The organism is Shewanella rhizosphaerae (assembly GCF_019457655.1).
GTDB classification, from domain to species: Bacteria; Pseudomonadota; Gammaproteobacteria; order Enterobacterales; family Shewanellaceae; genus Shewanella; species Shewanella loihica.
The window spans coordinates 287,051-307,389 of the sequence record NZ_CP080420.1; the positions used below are offsets into that span (position 1 = coordinate 287,051).

At 56.3% G+C, this 20,339-nt stretch carries 17 protein-coding genes; 9 read left to right on the forward strand and 8 right to left on the reverse strand.

Translation table 11 applies throughout. The features are described 5' to 3' along the window. Nucleotides 1-60 precede the first annotated feature (60 nt). The 4 genes from K0I63_RS01420 to K0I63_RS01435 all read right to left on the reverse strand — a co-directional run bounded on the left by K0I63_RS01420 (nt 61) and on the right by K0I63_RS01435 (nt 4,448). Nucleotides 61-750, reverse strand: coding sequence for a GntR family transcriptional regulator (locus K0I63_RS01420; protein WP_434086783.1), 690 nt, complete (start codon nt 748-750; stop codon nt 61-63). 205 nt (nt 751-955) lie between these two features. After that, nucleotides 956-1,903: a 1-acylglycerol-3-phosphate O-acyltransferase, YihG family gene (gene yihG, locus K0I63_RS01425; protein ID WP_220082286.1), complete on the reverse strand. Its 948-nt coding sequence runs from the start codon at nt 1,901-1,903 to the stop codon at nt 956-958. Between the two features lie 24 nt (nt 1,904-1,927). Next, nucleotides 1,928-2,812 carry a 1-acylglycerol-3-phosphate O-acyltransferase, YihG family gene (yihG, locus tag K0I63_RS01430; RefSeq protein ID WP_220082287.1) on the reverse strand — a complete coding sequence of 295 codons (885 nt, stop codon included), beginning with the start codon at nt 2,810-2,812 and terminating at the stop codon, nt 1,928-1,930. A 115-nt stretch (nt 2,813-2,927) separates the two neighbouring features. After that, a complete protein-coding gene (locus K0I63_RS01435; protein ID WP_220082288.1) occupies nt 2,928-4,448 on the reverse strand; it encodes a YifB family Mg chelatase-like AAA ATPase in 1,521 nt (506 codons plus the stop codon). Between the two features lie 329 nt (nt 4,449-4,777). Between K0I63_RS01435 and paeA the strand changes: the two genes are divergently transcribed. Beyond that, a complete protein-coding gene (paeA, locus tag K0I63_RS01440) occupies nt 4,778-6,103 on the forward strand; it encodes a polyamine export protein PaeA (protein WP_011864090.1) in 1,326 nt (441 codons plus the stop codon). 27 nt (nt 6,104-6,130) lie between these two features. On the opposite strand, the gene K0I63_RS01445 is transcribed toward paeA, so the two are convergent. From K0I63_RS01445 to ilvY, 3 genes are all read right to left on the reverse strand, one after another. Further along, the gene (locus tag K0I63_RS01445) at nt 6,131-7,012 is read right to left on the reverse strand and encodes a diguanylate cyclase domain-containing protein (RefSeq protein WP_220043956.1); all 882 of its coding nucleotides are present in this window, start codon (nt 7,010-7,012) and stop codon (nt 6,131-6,133) included. Nucleotides 7,013-7,209: 197 nt separating this feature from the next. Next, a complete protein-coding gene (locus K0I63_RS01450) occupies nt 7,210-7,971 on the reverse strand; it encodes a substrate-binding periplasmic protein (RefSeq protein ID WP_258406918.1) in 762 nt (253 codons plus the stop codon). 115 nt (nt 7,972-8,086) lie between these two features. After that, nucleotides 8,087-8,971, reverse strand: a complete 885-nt coding sequence (gene ilvY, locus K0I63_RS01455) for an HTH-type transcriptional activator IlvY (protein ID WP_011864093.1) — start codon at nt 8,969-8,971, stop codon at nt 8,087-8,089. Between the two features lie 192 nt (nt 8,972-9,163). Between ilvY and ilvC the strand changes: the two genes are divergently transcribed. From ilvC to K0I63_RS01490, 7 genes are all read left to right on the forward strand, one after another. After that, entirely contained in the window at nt 9,164-10,645 is a 1,482-nt protein-coding gene (ilvC, locus tag K0I63_RS01460) for a ketol-acid reductoisomerase (protein WP_220082290.1), read from the forward strand. A gap of 508 nt (nt 10,646-11,153) precedes the next feature. Next, the gene (ilvG, locus tag K0I63_RS01465; protein WP_220082291.1) at nt 11,154-12,827 is read left to right on the forward strand and encodes an acetolactate synthase 2 catalytic subunit; all 1,674 of its coding nucleotides are present in this window, start codon (nt 11,154-11,156) and stop codon (nt 12,825-12,827) included. Then, the gene (gene ilvM, locus K0I63_RS01470) at nt 12,824-13,093 is read left to right on the forward strand and encodes an acetolactate synthase 2 small subunit (RefSeq protein ID WP_144203851.1); all 270 of its coding nucleotides are present in this window, start codon (nt 12,824-12,826) and stop codon (nt 13,091-13,093) included. The genes ilvG and ilvM overlap by 4 nt, the downstream gene beginning before the upstream one ends. Nucleotides 13,094-13,119: 26 nt before the next feature. Continuing rightward, nucleotides 13,120-14,043, forward strand: coding sequence for a branched-chain amino acid transaminase (locus tag K0I63_RS01475; RefSeq protein WP_220082292.1), 924 nt, complete (start codon nt 13,120-13,122; stop codon nt 14,041-14,043). A 112-nt stretch (nt 14,044-14,155) separates the two neighbouring features. Further along, nucleotides 14,156-16,006 (forward strand): dihydroxy-acid dehydratase, encoded by a 1,851-nt coding sequence (ilvD, locus tag K0I63_RS01480; RefSeq protein WP_220082293.1) that lies wholly within the window; start codon nt 14,156-14,158, stop codon nt 16,004-16,006. A 1-nt stretch (nt 16,007) separates the two neighbouring features. Continuing rightward, nucleotides 16,008-17,558, forward strand: a complete 1,551-nt coding sequence (gene ilvA / locus K0I63_RS01485) for a threonine ammonia-lyase, biosynthetic (protein WP_220043961.1) — start codon at nt 16,008-16,010, stop codon at nt 17,556-17,558. Nucleotides 17,559-17,788: 230 nt separating this feature from the next. Then, entirely contained in the window at nt 17,789-18,931 is a 1,143-nt protein-coding gene (locus tag K0I63_RS01490; RefSeq protein WP_220082294.1) for a pyridoxal-phosphate-dependent aminotransferase family protein, read from the forward strand. A gap of 80 nt (nt 18,932-19,011) precedes the next feature. Here K0I63_RS01490 and K0I63_RS01495 read toward each other — a convergent pair whose 3' ends face one another. Continuing rightward, on the reverse strand, nt 19,012-19,437 hold the full coding sequence (locus tag K0I63_RS01495; protein ID WP_220082295.1) for a hypothetical protein: 426 nt from the start codon (nt 19,435-19,437) through the stop codon (nt 19,012-19,014). Between the two features lie 378 nt (nt 19,438-19,815). On the opposite strand from K0I63_RS01495, the gene K0I63_RS01500 reads away from it, so the two are divergent. Further along, a complete protein-coding gene (locus tag K0I63_RS01500; protein WP_144203845.1) occupies nt 19,816-20,286 on the forward strand; it encodes an Hsp20/alpha crystallin family protein in 471 nt (156 codons plus the stop codon). Nucleotides 20,287-20,339: the final 53 nt, after the last annotated feature.

Below are 20,339 nucleotides of genomic sequence, written 5' to 3' on the forward strand. Positions count from 1 at the left end.
GGGGCAAGGCCTTTTCAAGTCGATGCCAACGCGTGTTCGCTGGCATGAACCCGGTTAGTGCTACTCTGCCTGTAGCGCCTTAAGTCGTTTCTCTGTGTTGATTCGCCCCTGTTCGATATGACGGCGCATCAAGAGGCTGGCCAATTCGCCGTCGCCAGCGGCAATGGCTTCGACAATGCGTCTGTGTTCGGCGATCGCCCTGGTCGGCCGGCTCTCGCTGGTGCATTGATAACGATACATGCGCAGCAGGTGGTAGAGGTTGCCGATTAACGTTTCCTGCAAGTGGCAACTGCCGCTGGCGCGTATGATGCGGTAGTGGAAATCCACATCGCCATCTTGCTGAAAATAGGTGTCGCCCTTGGCCAGTGCCGCTTCCTGACTATCCATCAGGCGTTGCAGCTGCATCAGTGCCGTCGGCGTAATGTGTTTCGCGGCCAGCTCGCAGGCCATGCCTTCCAACACGCTGCGCAGGCGGTAGAGGTCGTTGAGTTCATCTATCGACAGCTGCGCGACGCGGGCGCCGACATGGGGAATTCTGACGACGAGGCGGCGACGCTCCAGGGTTAGCAGGGCTTCCCGGGTGGGGCCGCGGCTGATGCCGTAGCGTTGGGCAAGCATCTGCTCGTTGATCTTGCTGCCGGGGGCCAGCTCTCCCTTGATGATACTGGTCTGGATCGCCTGTAAGGCCTTATCCGCCAGGGTGAGTGCGGGCGTCTCTGTGTCTAATGTGGATAAGGCATCTAACGCCATTGGCTTGCTCATTAAGGGATTGGATGAGTCATGAAATTAGTGCGGCAAGCATAGATTGTCAACAATCTATGGCTAAAACTTAAGTCTAACGCAAGTTTTTAACCGTTATTTCTGTGAGTTACTGATTCTTGGTGGGTTTGGTTAGGTGATTTTGTTGACAAATTGAGGCGTTCGCCGCCTGGGAGGGCGGCGAATGGGGCTAAGGCTAGCGGCTCTCGGCCAGCGAACGGGTCTCTTCGCTAACCAGCTGATCTGAGTTGTAGCGGGTCAAGATCTGGTGAATTTGCTCATCTTTCTGCTGCCAGACGCCGTTGAGCCAACGCTGGAACTGGGCACGACACTCGGCGTCGTTGAAATATTGCTGATCGTCCACCTCAGGCACCGGCATAGACTCGATGCGCACCACGATACGTTTCACCTTGCCGTGCATCACTTCAGATAGTGTGTTGTCAGCCGAGTCGGGGTAAACCAGGGTGACGTTAAGCAGGCTGGTAAACTGTTCGCCCATGGCCGAGATGGTAAAGGCGATACCGCCCGCCTTGGGGCGCAGCAAGTAGCGGTATGGAGAGCGCTGACGTGCTTTCTTCTCCGGGGTGAAGCGACTACCTTCCACATAGTTGATGATAGAGGTAGGGACAGTCTTAAACTTCTCGCAGGAGCGGCGGGTGGTCTCTAAGTCCTTGCCCTTGAGCTTAGGGTTCTTCCGCAGTTGCTTGGCGCTGGTGCGATTCATGAAAGGCATATCCAGTGCCCAGCAGCCGAGGCCGAGGAAAGGCACATAGAGCAGCTCTTTCTTCAGGAAGAACTTGAGCATGGGGATGTTGTTGCGCAGCACATAGGTCAGCGCCGCGATGTCGAACCCGCTGAGGTGGTTGCTGATCAACAGATACCAGCCATCTTTCTTCAGCCCTTCCAGGCCTTCGATGTCCCACTCTATCTTGGCGATCAAGAACAGTATGCCACCGTTGATGCAGGCCCAGCTCCACATGCAGCGATTCATCAGGTGCGAAAGGCCGGTTCTCAGAGGTGCAATCGGCAACAGCAGCTTAATCAAACCGCCGATGCAGATGATGCTGCTCCAAATGACAGTGTTGATGATCAACAGCGTCAGGCTGAGCACGAATAATAGCGGGCCGGGTAAAAAATTTAGCATCTTTCTAAAACACCTTTTCTGCGGTTATTGCTCAGCCATTTGGGTTAACATGGCATCCTTCTCTTGCCAGATGCGATTGAGCTGTTCCTGGAAACTGATCTTGTAGGCACGATCGTTTAGGTAGTCGCCGCGCATCTCGGGAGCGATATCGCTGACCTTGATGTGTACCCGGATCTGTTTGACCTGCCCCGAGATGAAGTCCCAGAAGCTTGGGGTCTTGTTCGGATAGTAGATGGTGACATCGACTAGCTTGTGGATCTGATCGCCCATCGCCGACAGGGCGAAGGCCATGCCGCCCGCCTTAGGCTTGAGCAGATGGTTAAACTCTGAATTTTGCTTCTTGTGTTTCTCGGGTCTAAAGCGGGTGCCCTCGACAAAGTTCATCACGCTGACCGGCTTAGTCTTAAACTTGGCGCAGGCCTTACGGGTGATCTCGATATCTTTGCCCCTGAGCTTTGGATTCTTGCGTAGCTGGGCGCTGCTGTAGCGGCGCATGAAGGGGAAGTCCAGCGCCCACCAGGCGAGGCCTAGCACAGGCACGTAGAGCAGCTCCTGCTTCAGGAAGAACTTCAGGAAGGGGATCTTATGGTTGAAGATACGCTGCAGGACCAAGATATCGACCCAGGATTGGTGGTTGGCGATCACCATGTACCACTCCTTGGGGGAGAGCTCGCTGTCGCCTTCAACCTGAACATCTACCCGATGGAACAGACGTTCGATTAAGGTGTTAACGCTGATCCAGGCGGTGGCGCAGTGATCCAACAGGTAGCTACACAGGGTACGTAGCGGCGTGATCGGGATAAGTTTTATTATACTTACCAATAAGATAGGTATTACCCAAAAAAGGGTGTTGATGACATAACAGCTAAATGCCAAGCTGCCTCTTATTAGTGATAGCGCCGCGCCCATTAAAGCCCCCATAAAAAATTCGGAGACCTATGTTACTCGCCTGAGCCCATTAGCTCAATCTTATCCTGTTCATCTTGCCGAGATAACCCTGTTTTAACTAAGGGTATAATTGGTCTCAGTAAGGCGTTTTCAGGCTATTGAGCAGACGATCCATGGCGCGATAGCCAAGCGCTTGGGCGATATGGTGGCGAGCGACGTCTGTGCTCTGCTCAAGATCCGCTATGGTACGGGCGACCCTCTGCAGCCTGTGATAGCTGCGCACCGAGAGCCCGAGCTGGTTGACGCTCTGCTCGAGAAACTCGAGATCCTGCTGGCTGAAGCCCGCGGTTTGCGTGAGCTGTTTACCGCTCAGCTCGGCGTTAAGTACTCCGGCGCGGCTCAGCTGGCGCTCCCTGGCCTTATGCACCCGCTGGGCAACATCCCGGCTGGTTTCCCCCTGCTTGCTGCTGGTGAGTGTGCCTTGGGGCAGGCGGGGCACCTCTATGGTGAGATCGAAGCGATCGATGAAGGGGCCCGAGAGTCTGGCGAGATAGCGCTGGATCTGATCCGGGGTGGCCCTGGCGTTGGCGCTGTCGCCGCAGGGGCTGGGGTTCATGGCGGCGATCAGCTGAAAGCGGCTGGCGAAGGTGAGCTTGGCGGCAGCGCGGGAGATCACTACCTCGCCTGTCTCCATCGGCTCTCGCAGGCAGTCGAGTACCTTGCGGGGAAACTCGGCCACCTCGTCGAGGAAGAGCACACCGCGATGGGCCAGGGAGATCTCGCCCGGCTTGGGATGGCTGCCACCGCCCACCAGTGAGATGGCCGAGCTTGTGTGGTGAGGGCTGCGAAAGGGGCGCCGATAAAAGGCCTGCATGGGAATGTTAAGCCCCGCCACCGAGTGAATGGCGGCAACCTCTAACGCCTCGTCATAGTCCAGTGGTGGCAGCAGCTGCATCATCCGGCTGGCCAGCATCGTCTTGCCCGTTCCTGGAGGACCGAGAAACAACAGGTTATGATTGCCGGCGGCGGCGATCTCCAGGGCGCGTTTGGCCTGGTACTGGCCGATCACATCGCTGAGGCACTTGTGGTCGGTGTCAGCCTGAGTATCCAGCCACTGCAGATCTTGGGTCAGGCCGGGCAGCGAAGTCTGACCGTGCAGGTACTGGGCTAAGCCTTGCAGGTGGGCGGCGAAGAAGCACTTTCGATAACCGACCAGCTCGGCATCGCCTCGATTCTCCAGGGGAAGGACCAAGGTCTTGTCCTGCTTGCGGGCATCTATGATCACCGGCAAGCTGCCGCTGCAGGGCCTTATCTGCCCGGAGAGGGCCAACTCGCCGATGAACTCATGATCCGCCAAATGGGTATCGGGCACCTGCTTGGAGGCGGCCAGTATGCCGATGGCGATGGGGAGATCGTAACGGCCCCCCTGTTTGGGCAGATCGGCGGGAGCAAGATTGACGGTTATTCTGCGTTGAGGAAATTCAAACCCGGCATTGATCAGGGCGCTGCGCACCCGCTCCTTGGCTTCCTTGACTGAGGTCTCCGGGAGTCCCACCAGGCTAAAGGCGGGCAGGCCATTGCTGAGGTGTACTTCGACCGTGACTTCGGGAGCTGCCACGCCCAGGCTGGCGCGCGTGGTGACGCAGGCGATGGCCATAAACAAATCCTTTTGTTTTTGTTATTAAACCTGAAAGAAAGTGTAGCAGGAATACGTTTTTTAGGCGTTTTGTACAAAATTTAGTTGCCTATTGGCCAATTTCTGATAAAAGGTGCTCCATATTCTCAGCCGTCTCTTATTGCGGCACTGTTCCCGCCAATTCGGCATCTTGAGGTGGTATCTCAATCACGTCTTATGAAGGCGTAAGTCACTATAATGGTCGGCGTCTTCACACTGCATACATCATTTAGGGTTAATGTCTCTTAGTCCCCATCCCTGGGGAGCGCTTGGCCGTTGCCGGCCTGTCTGAGCTTTAGGATAGGTTTAAAATGAGTCTACTAGATAACATGTTGATTATTTTGCTGTTAATCGGCACCAGTTGTTTCTTTTCCATGTCGGAGATCGCCCTGGCGGCGGCACGTAAGATCCGTCTGCGTCAGCTGGCCGACGAGGGAGATCCTCGCGCGGAAAGGGTGTTGCAGCTGCAGGCCCATCCCGGCAGCTTCTTTACCGTGGTGCAGATAGGGCTAAACGCGGTGGCAATCATGGGCGGTATCGTCGGTGAGTCGGCCTTTACCCCTTATATCAGGGCGGGGCTAGAGTCCTGGGTGGCCGATCCCTGGCTCAGCCAGCTCAGCTTTGTGTTGTCATTCATCATAGTGACCAGCCTGTTTATCCTGATCGCCGACCTGATGCCTAAGCGAGCGGCCATGGCGATGCCCGAGCGGGTGGCGCTGGTGCTGGTGGGGCCCATGACCTTCTGTATCCGCCTGTTGACGCCCCTGGTTTGGGTGTTCAACGGTCTGGCCAATGCCATCTTTCGTCTGCTGCAGATCCCCACGGCCCGTAACGACCAGGTGACCTCTGACGACATCTATGCTGTGATGGATGCTGGCGCCGAGGCGGGCGTGCTGGACAAGGATGAGCAGCAGATGATCGAAAACGTGTTCGAGATGCAGACGGTTCCTGTCACGGCGGCCATGACGGCGCGCGAAAGCCTGGTCTACTTCCTGCTGCAGGACGATGAGGAGGTGATCAAACGCAAGATAGCCGAGGATCCCCATACCAAGTTTTTGGTGTGTGACGGCCAGCTGGATACCATCAAGGGGGTCGTCGATGCCAAGGAGCTGTTGATTCGGGTGATCAATGGCCAGAGCATCACCCTCAAGGACAGCACCCTGGTACACAACTGTCTGATCATCCCTGACAGCCTGAGCCTGTCGGAGTCGATGGAATATTTTAAGAATCACAGGGCCGATTTTGCCGTAGTGATGAACGAATATGCCCTGGTGGTCGGCATAGTGACCACCAACGATCTGCAGAGCGCTGTGATGGGTGCCTGGTCACTCCACGAGAGCGAAGAGCAGATCATTGCCCGGGATAAAGATTCCTGGCTGGTGGATGGTGTGACACCCATTACCGATGTGATGCGCGCCTTCGGTATCGAGGCTTTCCCCCAGAGTCAAAACTACGAGACCATCGCCGGCTTCATGATGTTCATGCTGCGTAAGATCCCCAAGCGCACCGATTTTGTGAATTTTGGTGGCTACAAGTTTGAGGTGGTGGATATCGATGCCTATAAGGTGGACCAGCTGTTGGTAACGCGCATCCCCGCCGAGGCGACGCCGCCCCTAGTGGCGGCAGTCGAGCAGTAATAAGCCGTGTGACAGGGCCAGACAGTCTCAGGGGCTGAACTGCCCCAGAGGCGCAGGCATGTCGGTCACCTGTGAGAAGGTCTCATAGTCACTGTTATTCTGTTTACTGCGATACATGGCGATGTCGGCATGCTTCATCAGGGTCTTCCTGTCGTCGCCATCTTGGGGGTAGAGAGCGATGCCTATGCTGATGCCGACGGCTAGCAGATGGCCCTCGCAGTGGATATCCTCTATCACCGCCTTTTGGATCTGCTTAGCCAGACGCTGCGCTTGGCCAAGCTCGCTCTTGGGCAAGAGCACGGCAAACTCATCGCCGCCCAATCGCACCGGTAGCGCCTGGGGCGGCATGATGCGCTCAATACGGTAGGCGATGATCTCCAGCACCTTGTCACCGGCATCATGGCCCAGGTTGTCATTGATCATCTTGAAGTCGTTGAGATCCATCATGATGAAGCCGAAGGGAGAACCATTGTCCTTGATCAGCCGCTCCATGGTCTCATACAGCATGTGGCGGTTGGGTAGATCGGTCAACGAATCGTGATAGGCCTGGTAGTGTTTATCTTCTAGCGTGTCTTGCAGCTTGACTATGGTCTTCATGCTCATCTTGACCACCAACCAGACGAAGGCGCCGCCGGCGGAAAACACCAGAGACACCACGGTTTCCAGCGGGCCGGTTTCCCGATTGAGCAGCATCCACAGAAATCCCAGGTAGCCGAAAATAAACATGCCAATCATAAATAGCAGCAGGTGCCAGCCTTGGGTCTGTGGCGGTTTCAGCTGGCAGATCTGATAGGTAGGAATGAGTGATGCGAGCAGTCCCATCAAACCGATCAATACGATAAAAATGGCAAAGGCGGTCATGTCTCCCCCTTTCGGCGCATTGGCGTTGAGTGTGTCATTCCTTGGCATGGACGTGTCGATTTAGTTTTGGAGTAAAGGTCACGTCGGGTTCGCCAACTGCTTGAAAGTCTTGTGGCTGAGATGTCGGTATTAAGTATAGGCTAAGTTGGCTACAAGGTAGGTGGCCGCCCGGTTTATCTCATCGCCGAGGCAATAAATTTAGTGCTATTGGTTTGGCACTGTAGGCGTGACTCAATAGGTTTGACTCAATAGGTTTGACTCAGTAGCTGCAGGTGATGCTCGAGCAGGGGGCGTAACTTGCCCTGTTTGTTGAGGCTGTCGACCTTGGCATCGAACAGCTGCTTAATGGTCTCTTTGTGCGGTGAGTTCTTCGAAATCAGCATATAGAAGGGTTCTGGCTTGGCGTTGGGGGCTGTGATACCTGCAAGCCGGGTGTAGAAGTCTTCCATCTTGTTGATGGCCAAGGTGCCGCTGAGTGTCTCCTTGCGGGCGAGGAAGAACTGGCAGCGTTTCTTGGTGAGCATCTCAGGCAGGTGAGCCAGGCTGCGGATCTGAAACAGATGAAAGTCGGGCTTGAGGCCGAAGTTTTCATAGTTGAAGTTTTTGATGCCGCACACGCTGCCGTAGTCGTTGAGCTCTTCGAGGCGCTGCACCTCTACCCCCTTGGGAAAGTCTGACTTGAGATAGTAGTAGCTGGGGGTCAGATAATAGTAGGGGGCGGAGATCAGATAGTCGCGACGGCGCTCGCTGTTGAGCGACGCGCTCATGGCCGCATCGACCGTGCCCTGTTTGACCTCTTTCAGGCAACGATTCCAGGGCAGGGCAATCACTTTATGGCTCAGCACGCTCTGACCGAAGGCAAGGTTGAGTATGTCGATGTCGTAGCCTATGCTGCGGGTCTCCACGCTCTGGTTACGGTCGAAATAGTTAAAGGGAGGAAACTCGGTGTTTTCGACGCATATGGTGACAGAGGCCGTGGCCAGGGCGGGAAGGGCTGAGAATAACAAGGCGAAGCCACAGCATAAGCCAGTGACCAAGCGTCCCCATGACACCATAGCTAACCTCTTGAAAATTCTTCGATGAAATCAGTATAGCAGAGGCCTGCTTTAAGCAAGTTTTTTGCTAGTTGACCGCATTGAGTTCTTTGACAAAGGCGGCGATCACCGGCTCATCTTCACGGCTTTTCTTGCTGCAACAGCCCAGCTCGAAGGGGGGAATGGCGACCGGCGAGCTAAGCTGCTGGATCCTGTCTTTCACCGGGCTGTTTTGAATCACCACCTCTGGGGTGATGCTCACCCCACAGCCCAGAGCCACCATGGAGGCGATAGCCTCCTGCCCCGAGACCTGGGCATAGACATTGGCACTTAGCCCTAACTGCTTGAACCAATTCTCGATTCTTAGTCGTCCCGGGCCATGCTCCGGCAGGATGAAGGGCAGGCGATCCCAGGGAATATAGGGCTCGGTCAGCAGCTCCTGCACGGCACACTTGAAGGTGGGGGCGATGATCACCAGGGGCACATTATCTATCTTGATGAAATGCAAGGATTCCGGCAGGGACTCGGGCTTGGCGGCGATGCTGATGTCGGCGCGGTTCTGGCGCACCATCTCTACCGCATTGGCGGCATCTCCCGTGGTGAGGGCGATCTCCACCAGGGGATGTTCGTTACGAAAGCGATCCAGCAGCGCCGGCAGATGACTATAGGCGGCGGTGACCGAACAGTAGATGTTGAGGCGGCCGCGCAGTAGATCCTGTTTGGGATCCAGCCTGTGTTTCAGCTTGCTCCAGTTATCCAGAGTCTGCTCGGCAAAGTGGCGATACTCCACCCCGGCATTGGTGAGGGTCACACTGCGATTGTCGCGCTCGAACAGCTTGGCACCTACCTCTTCCTCCAGGCGCTGCATGGCGCGGCTCAGGGTAGAGGGGCTGACATGCATCTGCTGGGCGGTGCGGGCAAAGTGCAGACTGTTGCTCAGGTGCAGATAGAGTTTGATGGTACGAATATCCATGGTGGCGCCTTAACTTTTCAGCTTGATTCGAGAGTGAAATCGGCCCTTGTTGTATTGCAAAAAGTGCAACGTGACGTTTCGAATATATCATTTTAAGCAATAAAAGACATGGGCTATAGTTGATCTCATTCACAGCTTGGCCAAGGCGGTTGAGCCCATTTTCAACGGTTTCGTTTAAAGGTAGGGAATCTGATGGCTAATTACTTTAACTCTCTGAATTTACGCCAACAATTAGAGCAACTTGGCCAGTGTCGTTTTATGGACCGCAGCGAATTTAGTCAAGGCTGTGACTATATCAAGGGCTGGAATATCGTCATCTTGGGCTGTGGCGCCCAAGGCCTTAACCAGGGCCTCAATATGCGCGATTCGGGCCTGAATATCTCTTTCGCCCTGCGTGAACAGGCGATTGCCGAGCAGCGTCCTTCCTACCAGAAAGCCACCGGCAACGGTTTCCGTGTTGGCACCTTCGAAGAGCTGATCCCTGATGCGGATCTGGTGCTTAACCTGACCCCAGACAAGCAACACACGGATGCGGTTAATGCTGTGATGCCACTGATGAAGCAGGGCGCGGTACTCTCTTATTCTCACGGCTTCAACATAGTGGAAGAGGGAATGCAGGTGCGTCCAGACATCACAGTTATCATGGTGGCACCTAAGTGCCCGGGTACCGAGGTGCGCGAAGAGTACAAGCGTGGTTTCGGTGTGCCTACCTTGATCGCCGTGCACCCTGAAAACGATCCTAAGGGCGATGGCCTGGAAGTGGCCAAGGCCTATGCCAGCGCTACCGGTGGCGATCGCGCCGGCGTGCTGCACTCCTCTTTCATCGCCGAGGTGAAGTCAGACTTAATGGGCGAACAGACCATCTTGTGTGGCATGCTGCAAACCGGTGCCATCCTGGGTTATGAGAAGATGGTGGCCGATGGTGTCGAGCCTGGCTACGCCGCCAAGCTTATCCAGCAAGGTTGGGAGACCACGACCGAAGCGCTCAAGCATGGTGGTATCACTCACATGATGGATCGCCTTTCTAACCCTGCCAAGATCAAGGCATTCGAGATGGCCGAGGAGCTCAAAGCGATTCTGCAGCCACTGTTTGAGAAGCATATGGATGACATCATCAGCGGTGAGTTCTCTAAGACCATGATGGAAGACTGGGCCAACGACGATGCCAACTTGCTGAAATGGCGCGCCGAGACCAACGAAACTGGCTTCGAGAATGCCCCAGCATGCGATGAGGCGATCGACGAGCAGACCTACTTCGATAAGGGGATCTTCCTGGTCGCCATGATCAAGGCGGGTGTGGAACTGGCCTTCGATACCATGGTATCTGCCGGTATCGTCGAAGAGTCGGCCTACTATGAGTCGCTGCATGAGACACCACTGATCGCCAACACCATCGCCCGTAAGCGTCTTTACGAGATGAACGTGGTGATCTCAGATACCGCCGAATATGGCTGCTACCTGTTTAACCACGCCGCCGTGCCATTGCTGCGTGATTATGTGAATCAGATGTCTCCCGAGTACCTGGGCGGCGGCCTGAAAGACAGTGGCAACGGCGTCGACAACCTGCGTCTGATCGAGGTGAACGATGCTATCCGCCACACCGCGGTTGAGTACATAGGCGCCGAGCTTCGTGGTTACATGACCGAGATGAAGCGCATCGTAGAAGAAGCTTAATTATCAATACATTAATCCACGGATTTGTAGTGGTTGGGCCGTGTTTTCTCAGTTTCGAATTGTCGAATTTGGGCCGGCCCAAGAGTCAAACCCAAGAGTCACATGAGTAGGGAAATATCTGGTCTTGATTGGCTTGCTAGCGCTGCCCGAGACGCCTGTGAAAGGGCTTTTTACAGATAGTCGCAGGTTTTGGTTGTGTTATTCGTTGGCTTTGTGGTATTGATTAAAAGGTCGGCTAAATCGAGTCGACCGAGATACAGAATTTAAGCAAACAAAGATTAGGAAACAGAAAGACACCATGTTTAACCAAGCTGCCCTCCTCATTATTGAGATTATTACCGTAGTGATTATTAAATCACAGCGGGGGCATCGCATGGCGCGTCGACACACCTAATCAGGTCAAGATTGCAACAAGAACCCCCGCTCCGAAAGGACCGGGGGTTTTTTGTTTTTAGCACTCATGACTTGCTTAACCCAGAAAAACACTTAATTACGCAGGATAGGGCAGATGGAACAAGGGCAGAAGATCAGAGGCGCAGACGCCGTCATCAAGGCATTGGCCGCGCACGGCGTGACCACGGTATTTGGTTATCCAGGTGGCGCTATCATGCCCATCTACGATGCCCTGGTCGGTGCGCCGGTTGAACATCTGCTCAGTCGTCATGAACAAGGCGCCGCCTTCGCCGCCGTGGGTTATGCAAGAGCCAGCGGCAAGACGGGGGTCTGCTTCGCCACCTCGGGCCCTGGGGCGACCAACCTGGTGACTGCCTTGGCCGATGCCCTGCTCGATTCTGTGCCTCTGGTGGCCATCACGGGTCAGGTCTCTACCGCGGTGATCGGCACAGATGCCTTTCAGGAGATCGACGTGCTGGGCATGTCGCTCTCCTGCACCAAACACAGCTTCATGGTGACTGATGTCGAGGAGCTGGTGCCTACCCTGTACCGCGCCTTCGAAATCGCCGCCTCCGGCCGCCCCGGCCCTGTGCTGGTGGACATACCCAAAGATATCCAGATCGCCCTGCTGGACTACAAGGCGCCGCTCCAGGCGATACAGCCCGAACCTCAAGTCGACCCTAGTCTGCTCGAGTCTGCTAAGAATCTGATCGCCCAGGCCCAGCGTCCCATGCTCTACGTGGGCGGCGGTGTCGGCATGGCAGGCGCGGTCGAGCAGCTGCGCGACTTCATCAATCAGAGCGGCATGCCCTCGGTCGCAACCCTTAAGGGGCTCGGCAGCATAGCCCATGACCACACAGGTTATCTGGGAATGCTGGGCATGCACGGCGGTAAGGCGGCCAACCTGGCGGTGCAGGAGTGCGATCTGCTGCTGGTGGTCGGCGCCCGTTTCGACGACAGGGTCACCGGTCGTCTGGCCAGCTTCGCCGAGCATGCCAAGGTGGTGCACCTGGATATCGATATTGCCGAGCTGGGTAAGCTTAGACGCCCGGATGTGGCCATCGCCGGGGATCTGCGTGAGATCTTGCCTGCGTTGGCACAGCCGCTGGAGATAGCCCCCTGGCTTGCCGAGGTTGCCACATTGAAAGCCCAGCATGCCTGGAGCTATGACAGACCCGGCGAGCTGATCTTCGCGCCCAAGCTACTTAACAGCCTGGCGGCTAAGTTGCCCGAAGATAGCGTGGTGGCCTGCGACGTCGGCCAGCATCAGATGTGGGTCGCTCAGCATATGTGGTTCAGACGCCCGGAAGATCACCTCTCCAGCGCAGGCCTGGGCACCATGGGGTTTGGTTTGCCGGCAGCGATCGGCGCCAAGGTCGCAAGACCCGATGCCTGTGTGGTGGCCGTCTCAGGCGATGGTTCTTTCATGATGAATGTGCAGGAGCTGACCACCATCAAGCGACGTCAAATCCCGCTTAAGATCTTGCTGATCGATAACCAGAAACTGGGGATGGTGAAGCAGTGGCAACAGCTATTTTTCGAAGAGCGTTTCAGCGAGACAGACCTTTCCGACAACCCGGACTTTGTCACCATGGCCTCGGCCTTCGACATCCCGGGTCGCACCATCACCCAGGCGGGTGAGGTGGAGTCGGCGCTCGATGAGATGCTCAATGCAAAGGGGCCCTTCTTACTGCACGTAAGAATCGACGAGGCCCACAACGTTTGGCCTTTGGTGCCGCCCGGCGCCAGTAACCGCGACATGATGGATGAGATGGAGAAGCAGACATGATCTATAACCTAGCCTTAACCTTAGCCCAGCAACCCGAGGTGGTAGAACGTGTCCTGCGAGTCACACGTCACCGTGGATTTAAGGTCACAGAGATGGATATGCACCTGGGTGACAATGGTACCACCCGGCTCGGCATGGTGGTGGAGAGCGAGCGCGCGCTCGAGCTTCTGAGCCATCAGCTGAATAAATTGATCGATGTCACCGAGTGCGAGGTCCTTTCGGCCAAGCCCGCCGCGACAAGATACCCCCAACACGCAAGCGCCTAAGACGCGAAACAGACAGGTGAGAGAAGATGGCCGCAAAAACAGCAGAGTTGATTTGGTTTAATGGAGAGATCATGCCTTGGGGGGATGCCAAGGTACACGTGATGTCGCACGCCTTGCATTACGGCACCTCGGTGTTCGAGGGGATCCGCGTCTACGACACGCCACAGGGACCGGCAGGATTTCGCCTAACCGACCATGTGCAGCGCCTGTATGACTCGGCCAAGATCTATCGCATGCCAGTTCCTTATAGTTTCGATGAGACCATGCAGGCCTGCCGCGACATAGTAAAGCGCAACAAACTCGACGCCGCCTACATTCGTCCCCTGGTGTTTTTTGGCGACGTGGGCATGGGGATCACCCCGCCTAAGGATGCGAAGTGCGATCTCATGGTAGCCGCCTTCCCTTGGGGCGCCTATCTGGGTGAGGGCAGCATGGAGCGCGGCGTCGATGTGGCCGTGACCTCCTGGAACCGTCTAGCGCCGAACACTATACCTACCGGCGCCAAGGCGGGTGGTAACTATCTATCTTCCTTACAGATCTCCACCGAGGCCAAGCGTAACGGCTTCGATGAGGGGATCGCCCTGGACGTCAACGGCCTGGTGAGCGAAGGCGCCGGTGCCAACCTGTTTGTAGTGAAGAAGAACAAGCTCTATACCCCGCCAGCCACGGCCGCCATCTTGCTGGGGATCACCCGCGACTCCATCATTACCCTGGCGAGAGACCTGGGGTATGAGGTGGTCGAAGAGCCTATGTCGCGTGAGTTTCTCTATTTGGCGGATGAGATCTTTATGACGGGAACCGCCGCCGAGATAGTGCCGGTGCGCAGCGTCGATCGCATCGAGGTGGGCGCCGGTGGCCGCGGCCCAGTGACCCAGGCCTTGCAGGCGAGCTTCTTCGGCCTGTTTAATGGTGAGACCCAGGATAAGTGGGGCTGGTTAGAGTCGCTTTAAGGCGCAAATCACAGCAATTAAGATAAGATTAAAACCTCGGCGGTGGATCTGCCGTCGAGGCTCCAATTTAGCTCAGGTGGCTCGGCCGCCAACGCAACAGAAGGAAAGTGTCATGGCAAAACTACGTTCAGCTACCAGTACTCAAGGGCGCAACATGGCCGGGGCCCGCGCCCTCTGGCGGGCGACCGGGGTAAAAGACAGCGATTTTGGTAAGCCGATTGTCGCCATTGCCAACTCCTTTACCCAGTTTGTGCCGGGGCACGTGCATCTTAAGGATATGGGCTCGCTGGTGGCTGGTGCCATCGAAGAGGCGGGCGGTATCGCCAAAGAATTCAATACTATCGCCGTGGATGACGGCATTGCCATGGGCCACGGCGGCATGCTCTACTCTCTGCCATCGCGTGAGCTGATCGCCGACAGCGTCGAGTATATGGTCAACGCCCACTGCGCCGACGCCCTGGTGTGTATCTCCAACTGTGACAAGATCACCCCAGGCATGCTGATGGCGGCGCTCAGACTCAACATCCCCGTGGTGTTTGTCTCCGGCGGCCCCATGGAGGCGGGTAAGACCAAGCTGTCGGACAAGCTGATAAAACTGGATCTGGTGGATGCCATGGTGGCCGCGGCCGACGATCGCGTCTCGGACGAAGACAGCGAGAAGATAGAGCGTAGCGCCTGCCCCACCTGTGGCTCCTGCTCGGGCATGTTTACCGCCAACTCGATGAACTGCCTGACCGAGGCCTTAGGCTTGTCGCTGCCGGGCAATGGTTCACTACTTGCGACCCACAGTGATCGCCGCGAACTTTTCTTAGAGGCCGGTCGCCGGGTGATGGCGCTGGCTAACCGTTTTTACCGCGATGATGACGAGTCGGTGCTGCCACGCAATATCGCCAGCTTCAAGGCGTTTGAGAACGCCATGGCACTGGATATCGCCATGGGCGGTTCATCCAATACCGTATTGCACCTTCTGGCCGCGGCCCAGGAGGCCAAGGTTGATTTCAGCATGGCCGATATAGACCGCCTGTCCCGCCAGGTGCCGCACCTATGTAAGGTGGCGCCGTCGACCCCTAAATATCATATGGAAGATGTGCACCGCGCCGGTGGGGTGATGGGCATCTTAGGTGAGCTGGACAGAGCAGGCCTGCTGCATACGGATGTCAGCCATGTGGCCGGCGAGAGTCTCAAGGCGGTGCTGGCCCAGTATGACCTAGTCCAGACCCAAGATGAGGCGGTTCAGCAGTTTTATGCCGCCGGCCCTGCGGGCATCCCCACCACTAAGGCCTTCAGCCAGAGCTGTCGCTGGCCGAGCCTGGATGTGGATCGCCAGGAGGGCTGTATCCGCACCCGTGAGTTTGCCTTCAGCCAGGAAGGTGGCCTGGCGGTACTGTCGGGCAACATCGCTGCCGACGGCTGTATCGTCAAGACCGCCGGGGTCGATGAGGCTAACCATACTTTCGTGGGCCATGCCCGCGTGTATGAGAGCCAGGACGATGCCGTGGCCGGCATCTTAGGCGGCGAGGTGGTTGCCGGTGATGTGGTGGTGATTCGCTACGAGGGCCCTAAAGGCGGTCCGGGTATGCAGGAGATGCTTTATCCCACTAGTTATCTTAAATCTAAGGGCCTGGGTACCTCGTGTGCGCTTATCACCGACGGACGTTTCTCCGGTGGTACCTCTGGACTCTCTATCGGCCATGTGTCGCCTGAGGCGGCGGCCGGCGGCACCATAGCCCTAGTGGAAACCGGCGATCGTATCGAGATCGATATTCCTGCAAGGTCAATCACACTGGCGGTGAGCGATGAAGAGCTCGAGACTCGTCGTCAGGCCATGCAGGCCCGTGGCAAGCAGGCCTGGAAGCCGGTTAATCGTGAGCGCAGCGTGTCGCTGGCGCTGAAAGCCTATGCCATGCTCGCCACCAGTGCCGATAAGGGCGCGGTGCGCGACGTCAGTAAGCTGGAGGATTAGTATGTTGGCCCTTGCCTCTCAGTCTCAGCTGGATCTCGCCCACTATTATCTGCAGAAGATCTTGCTGTCGTCGGTTTATGATGTTGCCAAGGTGACGCCGCTCTCCAGCCTCAATAAGCTGTCGGCGCGCCTCGGGTGTCAGGTATTTCTTAAGCGTGAAGATATGCAGCCGGTACACTCCTTTAAGCTGCGCGGCGCCTACAACCGTATCGCCGAGCTGAGTCAGGAGGAGTGTCAGCGGGGCGTGGTGTGCGCCTCGGCCGGTAACCATGCTCAGGGGGTCGCCATGTCGGCCTCGGCCCGTGGCGTCAGCGCGGTTATCGTCATGCCCCAGACCACGCCGGATATCAAGGTGGATGCGGTGCGCCGCCTCGGCGGCACTGTGGTGCTACATGGCCAGTCCTTCGACATGGCCAACGAGCATGCTCAGCAGCTTGCCCGCGATGAGGGACGTATCTATGTGGCACCGTTTGACGATGAGGCGGTGATTGCCGGACAAGGCACGGTCGCCCAGGAGATGCTGCAACAGCAGAGGGATCTCGAGGTGGTGTTTGTGCCTGTGGGCGGTGGCGGCCTGATCGCCGGGATCGCGGCCTACTATAAGGCGGTGATGCCACAGGTGAAGATCATCGGCGTCGAGCCAGAAGACTCGGCCTGCCTCAAGGCGGCTCTGGAGGCTGACGAGCGGGTGGTGCTGTCTCAGGTGGGCTTGTTTGCCGACGGCGTGGCGGTGAAGCAGATCGGCGCCGAGCCTTTCAGGTTGGCCCGCGAGTATGTGGATCAGGTGGTGACCGTCACTTCCGATGAGATCTGCGCCGCAGTGAAGGATATCTTCGAGGATACCCGCGCCATCGCCGAACCGGCGGGGGCGTTGTCGCTGGCGGGGCTGAAGAAATATATCGGTGACGAGGGCAAGGGACAGAAGGTGGCGGCGATTCTCAGCGGCGCCAACGTCAACTTCCATAGCCTACGTTATGTGTCCGAGCGATGCGAACTGGGTGAACAGAAGGAGGCGATTCTGGCGGTGAAGGTGCCGGAGCGTCCGGGGATCTTCCTGCGCTTCTGTGAGCTGCTGGAAAAGCGTGCCATGACAGAGTTTAACTACCGCTTCTCCAGCCGCGAGAAGGCGGTGGTGTTTGCCGGTATTCGCCTGTCTCATGGTCAGGCTGAGCTAGACGAGATAGTGGCGCGGCTCGAGGGTGATGGCTTCGAGGTGCAGGATCTGTCTCACGACGAGACGGCCAAGCTGCACGTGCGCTACATGGTCGGCGGTCTGCCGCCCGAGCCACTGCAGGAGCGTCTGTTTAGCTTCGAGTTTCCCGAGCATCCTGGCGCCCTGTTTAAGTTTCTCACTACCCTGCGCAGCAAGTGGAACATTAGCCTGTTTCACTACCGCAACCATGGCGCCGCTTACGGGCGGGTGCTGGCCGGTTTCGAGGTGCCCGAGAGCGATAGCGTTGCCTTCCAGCAGTTTCTTACCGAGCTGGGCTTCGTCTATCAAGAAGAGACCCAAAGCCCGGCCTATAAGCTGTTTCTGGATAATCGCGACTAATGTTTTTTGCTTTCGCGAGCAGAGACAAACTTTAACGTTAAAGGGGCGCGATGGCGCCTTTTTTTATGTTATCTTGCAACATATTCAAAGCAATAAGATGCCAGTCATGGCACGCGAATAACTGTTCATCCGTAGGGTGATGATGGAGCGTAAAGCCTTCGTCATCAAAACAAAACGACAGTTAGCCTTAACCCTAACTTCTCAAGCTAAGGCTTGATAGAGGACATGAGATGTTAGCAGCACCCAAAGTTACCCCTTTTAATCCCCCACGCCGAGTCTTGATGGGCCCGGGCCCGTCGGATGTCTATCCCGAGGTTCTGGCGGCGCAGGCAAGGCCGACCATAGGCCACCTGGATCCCCTCTTTGTCGGCATGATGGATGAGCTTAAGTCGCTTATTCAATATGCGTTTCAGACCGAAAATGCCATGACGCTGGCGGTCTCGGCGCCTGGCAGTGCCGGCATGGAAACCTGTTTCGTTAACCTGGTGGAGCCGGGTGAGAAGGTGATCGTCTGCCGTAACGGCGTATTTGGCGAGCGCATGCGCCAGAATGTCGAGCGTGTTGGCGCGACTGCCGTGGTGGTGGACAACGAGTGGGGCACGCCGATATCACTGAGCGATGTCGAGGCGGCGCTAAAGGCTCATCCCGATGCCAAGTTTCTTGCCTTCGTGCATGCCGAGACCTCAACCGGGGCGCTGTCGGACGCCAAGGGCTTGTGTCAGCTGGCCAAGGCCCACGATTGTCTGTCTATCGTCGATGCGGTAACTTCCCTCGGCGGCGTGGAGCTCAGGGTCGATGAGTGGGGCATAGATGCCATCTACTCGGGCAGCCAGAAGTGCCTCTCCTGTGTGCCGGGGCTGTCGCCTGTCTCTTTCTCGCCGGCGGCGGTTGAGAAGCTCAAGGCGCGTAAGACGCCGGTGCAGAGCTGGTTTTTAGATCAGAGCCTGGTCATGGGTTACTGGAGTGGCGATCAGGGAGCGGGCGGTAAGCGCAGCTATCACCATACGGCGCCGGTCAATGCCCTGTATGCCCTGCATGAGTCGCTACGCCTACTGGCCGAAGAGGGGCTGGAAAACGCCTGGGCCCGCCATCACTCTATGCACGCATTACTGCGTGACGGACTGGAAAATCTGGGGCTTAAGTTTGTGGTCGAGGAGGGCTCTCGCCTGCCACAGCTCAACGCAGTTTATATTCCTGAGGGAGTAGACGATGGCGCCGTGCGTAAGCAATTGCTCGAAAACTATAACCTGGAGATAGGTGCCGGTCTGGGCGCTTTGGCCGGTAAGGCCTGGCGTATCGGTTTAATGGGCTTCGGTGCTCGGCGCGAGAATGTGGCCCTCTGCCTAAGAGCGTTAGAGGAAGTGCTGCGTTAAACCAACTGCAAATCTAAAAAAGGGGCTTAGGCCCCTTTTTTGTTGTTAGCGCCTCCCTGTTTAGAGGGAAAACCTTTGATTTAGTCTATCGTGGTGCCATAGCCGATGAGTGCCAGGGTGGCCAGAATGGCGACCGAGGAGAATATAGTGCCGAGTATGGCGAAGATCTTCTTGCGTTGTTTCTGCACCAGGCCGCCAATTCCCAGCCCCAGGGCTACCAAGGCCAGACCGATGAAGGCAAAGATCAGCATGCCGACGACGATCGCCTCGGGCGATGTCTCATCTATGCCACCGGGTGTGGTGGCCTCCATGACGCCAGCCACTGTGACTATGCCAAAGATTAACAGGGTTGCGATGATACTCAGGGTAAAGGCGGCGATGCCCAGGCCCGAGTGTTTAAACTCTGGCTGGATAGCGGGTTGCGTGGGCACCTGTGGGCTAGCTTGGGTAGGCGCCTGTGTTGCTGGTGTCGGCGCTGGTGCGCTGTCGATGGATGCAGTGTCCATGAACGATTCCTTTCGATAAATAGTGTCATTCAGAGCATACCTAAGTCTCTCCCCGCTGTCTTTAAAAATGTGGCCGACTCAGACATGGTTAAAACGGCTATAACCTCATAATAATATTGCCTTTGTTTTGCATTGAACTGAAGGCGTTCTTACATGGAAGTAAGGGCATATTCTGTGCCTGAACACTGCCAAGACAAGTGATTTTTCGCCTCGATTTGATCTGGATTAACCTAGCGCTAGATAGCCCCTTGCGGTACGTAAAAATCGGGACTAAGAGACTAAAATTAAAGTAAGGAGCCCGGAGGGCTTGCGCTTTGGGCTGTTCGTAAATCCTCTGAATCTTGCCTTATGGAGATTCAACCAACAAAGGAGCTTGTTATGCGATCTTTCTTCCCCTCAATCTTTCATAAAGATGATCCGCGAACCGCTCTGCATTCGCGGCTAGACAATGTATTCGATGATTTTGCTAAAGACTGGCTAACCACTTGGCCTAACACTCGCACCGAGCTGGGCGTGATGCCTGCCATTGATGTCAAAGAATGTGCCGAATATGTCGAGATCAAGGCTGAATTGCCTGATATGGAAGAGAAGGACATCGACGTCGACATCCGCGGTAATTACCTCACCATCAGCGGTGAGAAGCGTCATGAGCAGGAGAAAGATGAGAAAGGCTATCACCTGAGAGAGCGCTCATTTGGCTCGTTCCAGCGGCAGATCCCTTTAGGTTTCAACATTGACGCCGACCAGATCACCGCCAAGTATAAGAAGGGCGTGCTCGCCATTCATGTGCCAAAACCCGCTGAGTTGCAGCAAGATGCTAAGAAGGTGAAAGTCGACTTTCATGAGTAGCAAGAGAGGTGTGTTAACAGCTATAGCAAGTCAATCGAATGTGAATCAAAGGC

What these genes read in the sequence shown, in the direction of transcription:
- K0I63_RS01420 (WP_434086783.1), bottom strand. Translation starts at nt 750, where the DNA reads ATGGCGTTAGATGCCTTATCCACATTAGACACAGAGACGCCCGCACTC.
- yihG (WP_220082286.1), bottom strand. Translation starts at nt 1,903, where the DNA reads ATGCTAAATTTTTTACCCGGCCCGCTATTATTCGTGCTCAGCCTGACG.
- yihG (WP_220082287.1), bottom strand. Translation starts at nt 2,812, where the DNA reads ATGGGCGCGGCGCTATCACTAATAAGAGGCAGCTTGGCATTTAGCTGT.
- K0I63_RS01435 (WP_220082288.1), bottom strand. Translation starts at nt 4,448, where the DNA reads ATGGCCATCGCCTGCGTCACCACGCGCGCCAGCCTGGGCGTGGCAGCT.
- paeA (WP_011864090.1), top strand. Translation starts at nt 4,778, where the DNA reads ATGAGTCTACTAGATAACATGTTGATTATTTTGCTGTTAATCGGCACC.
- K0I63_RS01445 (WP_220043956.1), bottom strand. Translation starts at nt 7,012, where the DNA reads ATGCCAAGGAATGACACACTCAACGCCAATGCGCCGAAAGGGGGAGAC.
- ilvY (WP_011864093.1), bottom strand. Translation starts at nt 8,971, where the DNA reads ATGGATATTCGTACCATCAAACTCTATCTGCACCTGAGCAACAGTCTG.
- ilvC (WP_220082290.1), top strand. Translation starts at nt 9,164, where the DNA reads ATGGCTAATTACTTTAACTCTCTGAATTTACGCCAACAATTAGAGCAA.
- ilvG (WP_220082291.1), top strand. Translation starts at nt 11,154, where the DNA reads ATGGAACAAGGGCAGAAGATCAGAGGCGCAGACGCCGTCATCAAGGCA.
- ilvM (WP_144203851.1), top strand. Translation starts at nt 12,824, where the DNA reads ATGATCTATAACCTAGCCTTAACCTTAGCCCAGCAACCCGAGGTGGTA.
- K0I63_RS01475 (WP_220082292.1), top strand. Translation starts at nt 13,120, where the DNA reads ATGGCCGCAAAAACAGCAGAGTTGATTTGGTTTAATGGAGAGATCATG.
- ilvD (WP_220082293.1), top strand. Translation starts at nt 14,156, where the DNA reads ATGGCAAAACTACGTTCAGCTACCAGTACTCAAGGGCGCAACATGGCC.
- ilvA (WP_220043961.1), top strand. Translation starts at nt 16,008, where the DNA reads ATGTTGGCCCTTGCCTCTCAGTCTCAGCTGGATCTCGCCCACTATTAT.
- K0I63_RS01490 (WP_220082294.1), top strand. Translation starts at nt 17,789, where the DNA reads ATGTTAGCAGCACCCAAAGTTACCCCTTTTAATCCCCCACGCCGAGTC.
- K0I63_RS01495 (WP_220082295.1), bottom strand. Translation starts at nt 19,437, where the DNA reads ATGGACACTGCATCCATCGACAGCGCACCAGCGCCGACACCAGCAACA.
- K0I63_RS01500 (WP_144203845.1), top strand. Translation starts at nt 19,816, where the DNA reads ATGCGATCTTTCTTCCCCTCAATCTTTCATAAAGATGATCCGCGAACC.